This window comes from Amycolatopsis sp. CA-128772 (assembly GCF_002904295.1).
In the GTDB taxonomy this organism is placed as follows: Bacteria; Actinomycetota; Actinomycetes; order Mycobacteriales; family Pseudonocardiaceae; genus Amycolatopsis.
Window position 1 is genome coordinate 114162 of record NZ_PPHG01000023.1, and the last position, 13499, is coordinate 127660.

At 73.6% G+C, this 13499-nt stretch carries 11 protein-coding genes; 8 read left to right on the forward strand and 3 right to left on the reverse strand.

What is annotated here, in order from left to right; all coding sequences use genetic code 11:
* Positions 1–18: 18 nt before the first annotated feature.
* Positions 19–588, reverse strand: coding sequence for a TetR/AcrR family transcriptional regulator (locus C2L59_RS10265; RefSeq protein WP_103349285.1), 570 nt, complete (start codon positions 586–588; stop codon positions 19–21).
* Positions 589–764: 176 nt separating this feature from the next.
* On the opposite strand from C2L59_RS10265, the gene C2L59_RS10270 reads away from it, so the two are divergent.
* Entirely contained in the window at positions 765–3530 is a 2766-nt protein-coding gene (locus C2L59_RS10270) for a BTAD domain-containing putative transcriptional regulator (protein WP_233223386.1), read from the forward strand.
* A gap of 272 nt (positions 3531–3802) precedes the next feature.
* Here C2L59_RS10270 and C2L59_RS10275 read toward each other — a convergent pair whose 3' ends face one another.
* Positions 3803–4309 (reverse strand): hypothetical protein, encoded by a 507-nt coding sequence (locus tag C2L59_RS10275; protein WP_103349286.1) that lies wholly within the window; start codon positions 4307–4309, stop codon positions 3803–3805.
* A 292-nt stretch (positions 4310–4601) separates the two neighbouring features.
* Between C2L59_RS10275 and C2L59_RS10280 the strand changes: the two genes are divergently transcribed.
* The 5 genes from C2L59_RS10280 to C2L59_RS10300 all read left to right on the forward strand — a co-directional run bounded on the left by C2L59_RS10280 (position 4602) and on the right by C2L59_RS10300 (position 9485).
* Entirely contained in the window at positions 4602–5189 is a 588-nt protein-coding gene (locus C2L59_RS10280) for a papain-like cysteine protease family protein (protein ID WP_103349287.1), read from the forward strand.
* A complete protein-coding gene (locus C2L59_RS10285; RefSeq protein WP_103349288.1) occupies positions 5186–5953 on the forward strand; it encodes a hypothetical protein in 768 nt (255 codons plus the stop codon). Before C2L59_RS10280 ends, C2L59_RS10285 begins: the two co-directional genes overlap by 4 nt.
* 69 nt (positions 5954–6022) lie before the next feature.
* A complete protein-coding gene (locus tag C2L59_RS10290; protein WP_103349289.1) occupies positions 6023–7060 on the forward strand; it encodes an Lrp/AsnC family transcriptional regulator in 1038 nt (345 codons plus the stop codon).
* 31 nt (positions 7061–7091) lie between these two features.
* Positions 7092–8207 carry a serine hydrolase gene (locus C2L59_RS10295; RefSeq protein WP_103349290.1) on the forward strand — a complete coding sequence of 372 codons (1116 nt, stop codon included), beginning with the start codon at positions 7092–7094 and terminating at the stop codon, positions 8205–8207.
* Between the two features lie 33 nt (positions 8208–8240).
* A complete protein-coding gene (locus C2L59_RS10300; protein ID WP_103349291.1) occupies positions 8241–9485 on the forward strand; it encodes an FAD-binding protein in 1245 nt (414 codons plus the stop codon).
* Here C2L59_RS10300 and C2L59_RS10305 read toward each other — a convergent pair.
* Positions 9482–10465: a LacI family DNA-binding transcriptional regulator gene (locus C2L59_RS10305; RefSeq protein WP_103349292.1), complete on the reverse strand. Its 984-nt coding sequence runs from the start codon at positions 10463–10465 to the stop codon at positions 9482–9484. The genes C2L59_RS10300 and C2L59_RS10305 overlap by 4 nt on opposite strands.
* A gap of 298 nt (positions 10466–10763) precedes the next feature.
* Here C2L59_RS10305 and C2L59_RS10310 point away from each other — a divergent pair, with 298 nt between their 5' ends.
* Entirely contained in the window at positions 10764–11966 is a 1203-nt protein-coding gene (locus C2L59_RS10310) for a Gfo/Idh/MocA family protein (protein WP_199198997.1), read from the forward strand.
* Positions 11967–12174: 208 nt separating this feature from the next.
* Positions 12175–13470: an ABC transporter substrate-binding protein gene (locus C2L59_RS10315; protein WP_233223387.1), complete on the forward strand. Its 1296-nt coding sequence runs from the start codon at positions 12175–12177 to the stop codon at positions 13468–13470.
* Positions 13471–13499 lie beyond the last annotated feature (29 nt).

A 13499-nucleotide genomic window follows, 5' to 3' on the forward strand; every position in this document is an offset into this window, starting at 1 on the left:
AGAACGACCTGGTGAAGGTCAGTTTTTGCCGGGGTGGCGGATGCCGGCGGACAGGACGGCGGCCCAGTCGCCGGTGTGCTCGTCGAGGTCGAGGGTGGCGATCAGGTGGCAGAGCTGGCCGTAGGCGATGAACCGCTGCACCTGGTCGTCCTCGGCGCCGGAGCGGGCCTTGGCCAGCTCGGTCACCTTGGCCAGGCCGCGGCGGACGGCGTCGGCGATCTCCGGGGTGTCCGCGGCCGACTGGGCGTGCACCTGCAGCATCAGCAGGTTCCGATCGGCGATGAGCTGTGCGTAGGCGCCCCCCATCTCGTGGAGGATCTTTCCGGGCTCGGCGTCCTCGGCACGGGCGGCGCCGTGGGAGAGGGCGTGCGCGACGAGTTCGTAGCAGCGGTCGAGGGCGGCGACGAACAGGGAAACCTTGCCGGGGAACAACTTGAAGACGTACGCGGGGGAGATGTCGGCCCGGGCGGCCACGGTGCTGATCGGCGTGCTGTGGTAGCCGCCGCGGGCGAACTCGGCGATGGCCGCGTCGACGACGGCGTCCCGCCGGGCGTCGGAGGTGGAGAGGGTGGCACCGCGTTTCGTCATGTGAGTGACTGTACACTCACTCTCGTCGCGAGGGCAAATCGGGGTGCGGCAATCGAGTGACATCCACCCCCGCGCTGTCTCGGATGTGGGCGATTTGCCCACGGGCCGCGGGGTCGTCCGGTTACAGTCCGGCTACCGGTTCCGCCTGGGGGCGGCCGCCGGGGAACGGGGTGCACATGGGGCCTGAACTGCGGTTTCACCTGCTCGGACCGCTGACCGTGACGGACGGCGGCCGCTCGCTGGCGCTCGGCGGGGCGAAGCAGCGGGTGCTGCTGGCCCACCTGCTGCTCAACGCGAACCGGATGGTCACGCCCGGGCAGCTGACCGAGGCGATCTGGCCGGCCGGGCCGCCGACGTCGGCCACCGCGAACCTGCAGACGTACGTGTGGCGCCTGCGCCGGCTGCTGCCGGACGGCGCCGTCCTGTCCACCCGCGGCCCGGGGTACTCGCTGGCCGTCGACCCGGACGCCGTCGACGCGCACCGGTTCACCCGGCTCGTCGGCGAGGCCGCCCGTGCGGCGAAGGACGGCTCGCCCGAGTCGGCGCTGACGCTGCTGGCCGACGCCGAAGCGCTGTGGCGCGGCGACCCCCTGGAAGACCTGCCCACCGCGCCGGCCTGGGACGCCGAGCTCGGCCGGCTCGTCGAGAACCGGCTCGCCGCCGTCGAAGAGCGGCTGGCGCTGCAGGTGCGGCTGGGCCGGCACGACCCGGCGATCGCCGAGCTCACCGTGCTGCTGGCCGAACACCCCTACCGCGAACGGCTCTGGCAGCAGTACCTGCTCGCGCTGGCCGGCGCGGGCCGTCGCGCCGAGGCGCTGCAGGCGTACACGACCGCGCGGGAGCGGCTGGTCACCGAGCTCGGCGTCGAACCCGGGCCGGAGCTGCGGACCCTGCAGGCCGCGATCCTGGCCGGGGAGCCGTTGCCGGGGCCACCACCCGCGGCCGTCCCGCTCCGGCAGTTACCCGCGGACCTGCCCGACTTCACCGGGCGTGAGCAGTACGTCGAGGAGCTTTCCGCGGCGCTCGGGCCGGCGCCGGTCGTGCTGACCGGCGCGCCCGGCACCGGCAAGACGGCCCTCGCCATGCACGTCGCCCACCGCCTGGCCGGCCGCTACCCGGACGGTCAGCTCTACGTCGACCTCGCCGGCACCGGTGCGCCCTGCGACCCGGCCGAGGTCCTCGCCGACTTCCTGCACGCCCTCGGCGTCACCGGCAACACCGTCCCGGCCGGGCTCGACCAGCGGGCCGCGCTGTTCCGCTCGCGCCTGGCCGGCCGGCGGATGCTGCTGGTGCTCGACGACGCGGCGACCGCCGCCCAGGTCCGGCCGCTGGTGCCGGCCGACGCCGGGTGTGCGGTGCTGGTGACGACCCGCGGGCGGCTGCCCGAGCTGGCCGGCGCGAAGCACGTCGAGCTGCCCGTGTTCGGGGAACGGGAGGCGGCGCAGCTGCTTTCCGAACTGGCGGGCGCGGACCGGGTCGTCGGCGAGCCGGCCGAAGCCGCGGCGATCGTCCGGTGCTGCGGGTACCTGCCCCTGGCCATCCGCATCGCGGGCGCGCGGCTGGCCGGGCGGCAGGCGTGGAGCCTGCGCACGCTGCAGGACCGGCTGGCCGACGAGACCGGCCGGCTGAGCGAGCTGCGCGTCGGCGACCTGGGTGTCCGGCCGAGCTTCGAACTCAGCTTGCGCCAGCTGCCGCCGTCCGCGCGGACGGCGTTCGGCCGGACCGCGGTGCTGGGCGCGCAGGACTTCCCGAGCTGGGTGGTCGACGCGCTGCTGGACCGCGAGGGCACCCACGAGGTCCTCGACGTGCTCGTCGACGCGAACCTGGTTTCGCTGGCCGGGCGCGATTCCGGCGGCCACCCGCGCTACCGGCTGCACGACCTGCTGCGCTGCTACGCGGCGGAGCTCCTGGCGGAGGAACCCCTGGCCGCGCGCCGGTCGTCCCTGTCCCGGGTGTTGTCGGTGCTGCTGTCGCTGGCGAAGACGGCGGCGGCGGGCCTGCCCCCGGCGTTCGGCGCGATGACCGGACGGCCCCTGGCGGGTCCGCCGGCGCCGGCCCGGCTGGTGACGGACCCCCTGGCCTGGTTCACGGCGGAGCGCAAGCTGCTGGCGGCCGCGGTCCAGCTGGCGGCGGACGCGGGCCTGGACGAGCCGGCCTGGCAGCTGACGGCGGCGGCGGTCCCGTTCTACGACCTGCGCGGCGCGTACGACGACTGGCGCCGCAGCCACCTGACGGCTCTGGCGGCCGCGGAGGCGGCGGGCAACCGCGCGGGAGCGGCGGTGCTGAGCCGCGGTCTCGGCCAGGTCCGCCTGTACCACGACGAATACGACGCGGCGGCCGCCGACATGAGGCGTTCGGCGGCGTTGTTCGCGGAACTGGGCGACGTCCGCGGCGAGGCGCTGACGGTGGCGGGCCTGGGCACGGTGGCCCGCGTCCGCGACCGCCCACGCGAGGCCCTGGGGTTTTATCGCCGGGCGTTGGCGGGCCTGGAGCGCGCCTCGGACGGCAGCGGCGTCGCCCAGATGCGCAACTCGATCGGCTCGACGTATGCGTTGCTGGGCGAGTTCGCGGAGGCGCAGAGCTGGTTGCACCGGGCCCGCGAACTGGCCCGCGAGATCGAGGACCCGCACCGCGAGGCGAAGGTGCTGACGGAACTGGGCACGGTGCACCGCGACGCGGGCCGCCTCCCGGAGTCGTTGACGTGCCTGCGGCTGGCGTTGAGCATCCTGGAGCAACTCGACGACGAGAGGTGCAGCGCGTACGCGTTGCTGGGCATCGGCCAGACCCTGCTGGCGGCGGGGGAGCCGGTCCAGGCGAGGGGGGTGTGCGACCGGGCGTTGCGGGTGTTCCGCGAGACGGGCAACCACCAGGGCGAGACGACGGGGCTGGCGTTGCTGGAGCAGGTTCAGCGTCGCCGAGCACCTTCGGCGGCGCGGAGTTGAGGTTCGTGTTCGTCGCTTGTGGAGGGTTCGGGTCGGCGGCCGGTCGCGTGGCCGAGTCCGCCGGCTCTACCCCATCGCTCGCGGTCCGCACGTCCGCGGTCACAAAGGCGTGAGCGAGCGCGGAACTCGCGTGATCTAAGCCGGAACTCGCGTGATCCCGGCCGGAACTCGCGTGACTCGAGCCGGAACTCGCGTGACTCGAGCCGGAACTCGCGTGATTGCGGGGGCATCTCGGCGAGGTGGGCCGCCGGGAGGCGGCCCACCGGTGCCGGTCAGTTGCTGTTGCCCGGCTTCCAGCCCAGGTAGTTCGCGAAGTAGCCCTGCCGGGCGTGGCCGATCGCGCCGTTGACGCTCGTGGCCCACACGCCGCCGCTGCCGTCCGCGATGCCGACGTGGCCGTAGGCCGAGATGTTCCAGAACACGAACGCGCCGCGGGGCGGGGTGCCCGTCGTGTGGCGGGCGCCGTCCGAGGAGTGCCAGTGGTCGATCGCGCTCGCGTGGTGGGTCACGCGGTCCCACGCCAGGCGGACCGCCTTCTCGCAGTAGCCCTGGTAGGCCGTGCTGCCGTTGCGGCCGGAGAACCAGGCGATCGCCTGGTTTGCCGTGCGGGCCGCGGCCAGGTCGGCGGCCGAATCCGTGATCACCGCGCCCGGGTCGGCGATGTCGGCCGCGGTCACGTCCGCATACACCTCCGCGGGCGCGGCGGTGGCGATCGAAGCGCCGCCGAAGAGCAGGGCGGCCGAGAGCGCCGCCGCCTGGCAGATGGTCCTGGTACGCATGGGGTCTCCCTCGGGTGGCCGGGACCTCGTGTCCCGGCGACGGGGACGAACCCTGCCCACGCCCGCTACACCGCCACTACACCGCCGCTCGCGAACACCCGGGACGACGCCCGCCGGAATCCGTCCGGACGCCCCTTCCCGATGCCGGAATCCAGCACCCCGGAACTGCCGGTATCCGCCGGGAACGCTTTCCCCGCGCCGCCATCCTCCGTTAGTAGGTACCGGATTCCCGGCCCCGCGCGGAGTATTCCGTGCCACCACGTCGAATCGTCACCGGCTGGAGGAACACTTCGTGAAAACCACCTCAGGAGTCCTTCGTGGACTCGCGGCGTTTTCGGCCGCCACGGCCGCGCTCGTCGCGTTGCAGGCACCGGCGGCCGCAGCCGCGGCGCGAACGGATCTCGGGATCACCATGCAGGCACAGCAGAAGGACCAGTGGTGCTGGGACGCCAGCGGCAACACCATCGCCGCCTACTGGGGATACTCCCTGACCCAGACCCGGTTCTGCCAGATCGCGCACAACGAATCCGGCGGCGACTGCGCCAACAACCAGGGTTACCTCTCCGACCAGCAGCGCGTGTTCCGCTCCCTCGGCTTCACCAACGTCGGTACCTACTACTCGAACGGCCAGACGCTTTCCTTCACCGGCATCAAGAACCAGATCGACGCCGGGCAGCCGATCGGCACCCGGATCGGCTGGCGTTCCGGCGGCGGTCACATGCACGTCCTCTACGGCTACGACAATTCCACCAGCACCAACCGCGTGGAATACGGCGACCCGTGGCCGAGCAACAGCCGCTACAACTCGATGAACTACAGCACCTACCTGTCGAACACGCAGTTCTCGTGGACCCACACGCTATACGGAATCGAGGGATGAGCATGCTGCGCAAAGCCATGGGCGTCGCCGTGCTGGCCGGCGCCGCGATGCTCACCACGGCCGGCGCCGCGAGCGCGGCGAGCGGCCCGGCGGGCACCCCGACCGCCGCCGACACCGCCGCCATCGGCCAGGTCACCGGCGGCCCGGCCACCCTCGGCCGGCTCGCGGCGACGAAGTTCCCCGGCGCGCACGCGGCCGCCGCGGCCGCGCGGCAGTCGGCCGACCCGCGCACGCAGGTCCCCGTCTACGAGCCGACGGCCGCGTTCGTCGCCGGCCAGTCGGACGTGCCGGCCACGCTCGCCTACGTCGCCGTCCCGGCGCGGACCGGCGACGGCACCGCCGCCACCGTGTGGGCGGAACGCCAAGGCACCGCCTGGACCGTCGTGAACGTCGCCTCCGGCGACTACGAGCGGCAGTACGCCCAGGCCGCGGCCGGCGGCTACCTCCTGCACGAACCGCAGGTCAACGCCTGGTACGCGGTGCACGGCGACGCCGTGACCGTGCTCGACGGCTCGGTCACCGGCCTGGCCGCGGGCACGAAGCTGTCCCTGGTGGACTACCGCGCGGCGCTGCATGGGCGGTACGCGGACAAGCTGCCGGGCTCGGCCTACGACCGCGACGGCGCGGGCGGCGGCTACGGCGGCCGCGAACGGGCCGTCCCGGCCGTGGACCCCGGCGGCGTGCCGCTGCTGCCCTTCGTTCTCGGCGGCGTGCTGGTGCTGGTGGCCGGGGCGGCGGTCGTGCCGCGGCTGCGGCGGCAGTAGGACGGCGAGGGGCCGCCGGGACGCCCGGCGGCCCCTTGGCAGCGGGTCATGATCAGGTCACAATGCGCCATGGCCGTTTCGCCCGGTGCGCCGCCGGAAGCGGCGCGCCCGGGGCTGAGCGCGTCGGACCTCGCGCTGGTGGAGGCGCTCCAGCGGGACCCGCGGGCGCCGTGGACGCGGATCGCCGCTGCCGTCGGCACCGACGCGACGACGGCGGCCCGCCGCTGGGAGCGCCTGCAGGCGGCCGGGCTGGCCTGGCTCACCGCCTACGCCACCGCGCCGACGACCACGGTCGGCTACGTCGACCTGGCCTGCCGCCCGGACGCGCTCGGCAGCCTGACCCGCGAGCTGTGCGGCTGGCCGTCGGTGTTCAGCGTCGAGCGCACGACGAGCCGGTTCGCGCTGTTCCTCAGCCTGGCCGCGCGCGACCTCGACGCCCTGGACGCGCTGGTCACCGGCCGGATCGGCGCACTGGCCGGGGTGCGGGAGGTCCGCTTCGCCGTCGCCACCCGCGTCTACCGGGAGGGCAGCGGCTGGCTGGTGAGCGCGCTCGCCCCGGAACAGCGGGCGGTGCTGGACGACACCGCGGTGCAGGCCCGGCTGGTGGTGCCGCAGCAGTGGAACGACCGGGACCTGCGTGCCCTGGTGGAGTCGCTCGGCGCGGACGGGCGGCGCAGCTACGCCGAGCTGGCCCGCGACTGCCGGATGAGCGAGTCGGCGGTGCGGCGCACGCTGGCGCGGATGCTGCGCAACCACGAACTCGACTTCCGGTGCGACCTCGCGCACGTCCCGGCGGGCTGGCCGGTGATCGCGGGCTACCGGCTCGACGTCCGCGCGGCGGAGCTCGACCGCGCCGGCTCCGCGATCGCGCAGCTGCCCGAGACGCGGCTCTCGGCGGCCGTGGTGGGGGAGGGCAACCTCGTGGTGTCGGCGTGGCTGCGCGAGCCGGGCGACTGCACCGCCTACGAGACGCGGCTCGCGGGTGTCGCCCCCGGTGCGCGCGTCCTCGACCGGGCGATCACGCTCCGGATGCCGAAGCGGATGGGCCGCCTGCTGAGCCCGCACGGCCTCGCCGGCACCCACCAGGCGATCATCCCGGCCCGCTGACCTGGGGTGGGGAACGACTCTGGGGAGGATCATGGACCTGCGCCAGACTCTGCAAAGCCACGTCGACGACGGCACGCTGCCCGGCGCGGTGGCGATCGTGGACCGCGACGGCCGCCGGGAGGTCGTCACCGTCGGTTCGGTCGACGTCGAGGGCAGCCGCCCGATGACCGAAGACACGCTGTTCCGGTTCGCCTCGATCACCAAGCCGATCACTGCGGCCGCGGTGCTGGTGCTGGCCGACGACGGCCGGCTCGCCCTCGACGACCCGATCGGCCGCTGGCTGCCCGAGCTGGCCGGGCCGAAGGTGGTGCGCACCCCGGCGAGCCCGCTCGACGACCTCGTCCCGGCGAAGCGGCCGATCACGGTGTTCGACGTGCTCACCGGCCAGGCGGGCTGGGGCTTCCCGTCGGACTTCTCGCTCCCCGCCGTGCGGGCGCTCTTCCCGGTGCAGGGCGACGGCCGCGAGGTGCAGAGCTACCCCGAGCCCGACGTCTGGCTCGCGCGGCTCGCCGAGGTGCCGCTGGCCTACCAGCCGGGCGAAGCCTGGCTGTACGACACCTGTTCCACGATCCAGGGCCTGCTCGCCGCCCGCGTGTCCGGGCAGTCCTTCCCGGAGTTCCTCGCCGAACGGATCTTCGCCCCGCTGGGCATGACCGACACCGCTTTCGTGGCTGCGCCCGGCCGGTCCACCGCGTTCTACAAGCGGACCCCGGACGGGCTGGTGCTCGCCGACCCGCCGGACGGCCAGTGGCGCACGATGCCCGCGCTCCCGCTCGGCAACGGCGGCCTCGCCGGGACAGCGGGGGACTGGGTGGCCTTCGGCCGGATGCTGCTGGCCGGGGGCGCCGGCGTGCTCACGCCCGAGGCCGTCCGGCTGCTGACCACCGACCACACCACCGCGGCGCACCGCGAGATCGGCGACCTCTTCCTCGAGGGCCAGGGCTGGGGGATGGGCGGCGCGGTGGACATCGCCGCCACCGAACCCTGGCACGTCCCGGGCCGGTACGGGTGGGTCGGCGGCACCGGCACCACCGCGCACGTCGTGCCCGCCACCGGCACGGTCGCCGTGCTGCTGACCCAGGTCGGCGAGGACAACCCCGTGCCGCCGGCGTGGCTGCGGGACTTCTGGCGCGCGGCCGCCGCGTAGGGTCGGAAAGAGGATCCGGTACGGCGGAGGGACATGCGGGTGGGCGAGTCGAACTGGGCCGGGAACCACACCTACGGCGCGGACGCGGTCGCGACCCCGCGGACGGTCGCCGAGGTGCAGGCGGCCGTCGCGGCGGCGACGCGCGTCAAGGCCCTCGGCAGCCGGCACTGCTTCAACGACATCGCGGACTCCCCGGGCGGCCTTCTCCTGGACCTGCGCGCCCTCGACGCCGGCGTCGAAATCGGCGACGGCACGGTGACGGTCGGCGGCTCCGCCCGCTACGGCGACTTCGCGCAGCAGGTGCACGCGGCCGGGTACGCGCTGCCGAACCTCGCGTCGCTGCCGCACATCACGGTGGCCGGCAGTGTCGCGACCGGCACCCACGGCTCCGGCCGCCGTCAGCCGGGGCTCGCCGCCGCCGTGTCCGGCCTCGAGCTGGTCACCGCGGACGGCGAGCTGCGGACGTTCACCCGCGCCGATGCCGAGTTCCCCGGGCTGGTCGTCGGGCTCGGCGCGGCCGGCGTCGTCACCCGGCTCACCCTCGACGTGGTCCCCGCCTTCGACGTCCGGCAGGACGTCTTCGACGGCCTGCCGTGGGACGCCGTGGACCGGCACTTCGACGAGGTCGAGGACGCCGGCTACAGCGTCAGCCTGTTCACGAACTGGGCCAACGACACGATCGACCAGGTGTGGGTCAAGAGCCGCGTCGACGACTTCGCCGAGCGGGCCGGGCTGTTCGGCGCGGTGCCCGCGGACGGCCCGCGCCACCCGGCGCACGCTGCCGGTATCCCCGCGGGCAACTGCACCCCGCAGCTGGGGGTGCCGGGGCCGTGGCACGAGCGGCTCCCGCACTTCGCGCTGGCGTTCACCCCGAGCGTCGGCGACGAGCTGCAGTCGGAGTACTTCGTGCCCTACGGCGCCGCGGCCGCCGCGGTGCGGGCGGTCCGCGAGATCCGCGACCTGGTCGCCCCGCTCCTGCTGGTCTCGGAAATCCGCGCCATCGCGGGCGACGAGCTGTGGCTGAGCCCGTGCCAGGGCGGCGACCGGGTGGCCCTGCACTTCACCTGGCAGCCGCGCCAGCCGGAGGTCGAGGCGGTGCTGCCGGTGCTCGAGGAGCGCCTGGCCCCGTTCGGCGCGCGCCCGCACTGGGGCAAGCTCTTCCACGGCGTCCCGGGGAACTACCCGCGGCTGGCCGAGTTCCGGGCCCTCGCCGAACGCCTGGACCCGCAGGGGAAGTTCCGGAACCCGTTCCTGAACCGCACGGTGTTCGCGGGCTAGGCCGGCGGCGGCGCCGTGGTGGCGCGGACGATCAGGTAGGTGTCCAGGACCTGCGTCGTGTGCTCGTCGGCCTCGCCGTCGAGCAGGCCCAGCAGGATCGTCACCGCCGCGCGGCCCGCCGCCTCCGTCGGCATCGCGATCGTCGTCAGCGGGGGTGCGGAGATCGCCGCGAACACCAGGTCGTCGAAGCCCACGAGGCTGATCTCGTCCGGCACCGGCACGCCGCGGGCGTTCAGCCGCGCCAGCGCGCCGAAGGCGACCAGGTCGTTGTAGGCCACGATCGCCGTCACGTCCGCCGCCAGGGCCAGGTCCGCGCCCTGCAGGCCACCCTCGAACACCGGGGGGAACGGGCCGAACTCGACGACGTCGGTGCCGTGCCGCTGCGCCGCCTCCGCGAGGCCCTGCTTGCGGGCGTGGTTCGCCCACGACGCCCGCGGGCCGCCCAGGTAGGCGCAGCGGCGGTGGCCCAGCGCGGCCAGGTGCTGGACCGCCTGCCGCATGCCGTCCGCGGCGTCCATCACGATCGACGGGATCCCGGGCACCTCCCGGTTGAGCAGCACCAGCGTCGTCTGGCCGGCGAGTGCGCGCAGCTGGTCGTCGGTCATGCTCGGGCTGCACAGCACCACGCCGTCGACCTGCTTGGCCATCCGGCGCACCAGGTTCTGCTCCATCGCCGGGTCCTCGTCGCTGTTGGCGAACAGCACGGCGATGTCGTCCTGCCGGGCCCGGGCCTGGACGCCGTTGAGCACGCCGGTGAAGAACGGGTTGCCCAGGTCCGAGACCACGATCCCGATGTGCCCGGTGCGCGCGGCGGGCACCGGCTGCGGCGCGCCGGCCGCGTGGTAGCCCAGCTCGTGCGCCGCGGCCAGCACCCGGGTGCGGGTCTGCTGCCGCACCAGGTCCGGGGACGTGAACGCCCGCGAGACGGTCGAGATCGACACGTTGGCCCGGCGGGCGACGTCGTGAATGGTCACGGTCACGGCAACTCCTCGGCAGGCTCCGAGCAACATCATGGAAACGGCTGCGAGCGTTGTCAACAAATCCTGCAAACCGGTGACCGACACTTGCAGGGCGAGCCGGACCATTCGAGTAAGCGCTATCTCAAAACCGAGACCGCCATTCGGAGTACCGGATGTTCGACGAATTCGACGAAACGTCCCGAACGTTGACACCCTCGTCGCGAACGCCCTACGGTGGCGACCGGAAGTTTTCTCCCGAACTCCTGACCCATTCGTCAGTTCCGCGCGGCCCGCAGCGGGTCCCGCCGATCGGAGATCCATGTCGGGGAGCCGGAGCCGCACCGTGGCGGACGCGCCGAGGCTGGCCGTCGTCGGCACGTCCGGCTACGCGTTCAGCTACCTGCACCGGGCGCGCATCCTGCACGACGAGGGTCTGGTCCGGTTCGCCGGGATGGCCGACATCCGGCCGCCGTCCGCCGCCGCGATCGCGCTGCTGCCCGAGGGCGGCACCGCGCACGCCGGGGTCGACGACCTGCTCCGCCGCTGCCGCCCCGACATCACCGTGGTCGCGACGCCGCCGCACGCGCACGTCCAGGCCGGCGGCGCGGTGCTGCGCGCGGGCAGCGACCTGCTGCTGGAAACCCCGCCGGTGCTCGACCTCGCCGGCTTCACGACGTTGACGCGGCTGGCCGCGGAGACCGGATCGGCCTGCCAGACGGGGTTCCAGAGCTTCGGCTCCCCGGCCCTGCCCGTGCTGCGGGCGGCGATCGACGGCGGGAAGCTCGGCGACGTCATCGGGGTCGGCGCGGCCGGGGCGTGGATCCGCACCGACGCCTACTACCGCCGCAACCCGTGGGCCGGCCGCCGCTGGCTCGACGGCGAGGCCGTCGTCGACGGCGCCCTGACCAACCCGTTCTCCCACGCCGTGGCCACCGCGCTGCTGGTCGGCGGGGTGGCCGGCCGGGACCCGGCGGAGATCGCGCTGGAGCTCTACGGCACGCGCGACATCGAAGCCGACGACACCGCCTGCCTGCGGATCCGGTTCGGCGACGGGCCCGAGATCGTCGTCGCCGCCTCGCTGTGCGCCGAGCAGGACCACGAGCCCTACGTCGTGGTGCACGGCGTCCGGGGGCGCGCGAAGTTCTGGTACAAGAGCCACCGCCTGGAGATCGACGACGAGCGGGTCCACCTCGGCCCGCCGGCCGACCTGCTGCGCAACCTGATCGCCCACCACCGCGACCCGGCCGGCGTGCCGCTGCTGGCTCCGCTGGCGGAGACCCGGGCGTTCGCCTCGGTGGTCGAAGCGGTGCGGGACGCCCCGTCGCCCTCGCGGATCCCGGCGGGCTGGATCCGCACGGTCGGCGAAGGCGCCGGCCGCCACCCGGTGGTGCGCGGGATCGGCGAAGAGGTCGCCGTCGCCGCCGACCGGCTGGCGTTGTTCTCCGAAATCGGCGTCCCGTGGGCGAGTGCCGCGCGACGGCCGTGGGGCGGCCCGGAGGCGGCCGCCGAACGCACCGGATAACGCGCCGGTGCTCTCTCAGCGCTGACCGGCCCGGCAGACCCCGCGCCGAGTAAGCGCTTTCTCAAGCTGCCCGCTGAATGCTGAAAGCATTGCTGCACAGGAGCTATTGCCGCTGTTTGCCCGTTGACACCGATGTGGCGCACTGCCTACCGTGAGCGCGCTGACAGCGTTTTCAGAAAGTGCTGACACGCTGAGGACGGAGAGTTCGATGGGGCGGACAACTGAGCGTAGGACCAAGGGGCGGGGTGTCGCCGCGCTGGCCGTGGTGGTCCCGTTGCTGCTGACCGGGGTGGCCGCCTGCGGCTCGGACTCCGGTGGCGGCGGGGGCGACGTCACGATCAACTTCGTCTGGTGGGGCAGTGAAGGGCGGGCGAACCTGACGAAGAAGGCCGTCGAGCTGTTCCAGCAGAAGCACCCGAAGATCAAGGTGCAGACGTCGTTCTCGGCGTACGCGGCCTACTGGGAGAAGCTGGCGACGCAGACGGCCGGGGGCAAGCCGCCGGACGTGCTCAACGTGGACAGCCGCTACCTGGCCGAGTACGGCGGCCGCAACGTGCTGGCCGACCTGAACTCCGGCGCGGGCAAGGCGATCTCGCTCGCCGACGTCAACCCGGAACTGGCGGCCACCGGCGTCTACCAGGGCAAGCGGTACGCGGTGCCGTGGGCGCAGAACACCCCGGCGATGATCTACGATGCCGCTGCATACATGGCGGCCGGCGCCGACCCGGCCAAGGGGATGACCTGGGACTCCTACGCCGAGACGGCCCAGAAGGTCGGCACGGCGGGCTCGGCGCGCGGGGTGACCGACTTCGGCATCCTCGACACGACGCTGGAGATCTGGCTGCGCCAGCAGGGCAAGCAGTTCTACACCGCCGACGGCAAGCTCGGCTTCGCCGGCGACGACCTGCGCCGCTACTGGCAGCTGGCGAGCAGGTTCCGCGACACGAAGGCCGCTTCGCCGGCCGACGTCACGGCGTCCTACAACACCTCGCCCGAGCAGTCGCCGCTCGGCAAGAAGCTGACCGCGTCGGAGTTCGCCTACGACAACCTGCTGCCGGCGTACCAGAAGGCGAACGGCAAGCCGCTGAACGTGGCGCCCTACCCGAGCGGCGCCAACGGCGACACCGGGCAGTACCGGCGGCCGTCGATGTTCCTGGCCGTCTCGGCACGCAGCCAGCAGCAGGAGGCGGCGGCGAAGCTCGTCGACTTCCTGGTCAACGACCCCGAGGTCGGCAAGATCGTCGGCACCGACCGCGGCCTGGCCCCGAACCTCAAGGTCCGTGCCCAGCTGGCGGCGCAGGCGAAGGGCAACGACAAGGTCCTCTACGACTACGAAGCCGCGCTCGAGCCGAAGCTCGGGGCCGCGCCGCCGGTGCCGCCGAAGGGCGCCGGGGCGATCCAGAAGCTGCTCCAGCGCACGTACGAAGAGGTCGCGTTCGGCCGGATGAGCATCGACGACGCCGTCAACCGGTTCATGACCGAAGCCCAGAAGGGACTGTCCTAGCCGATGACGACCCTGCGCACGCCGGACCC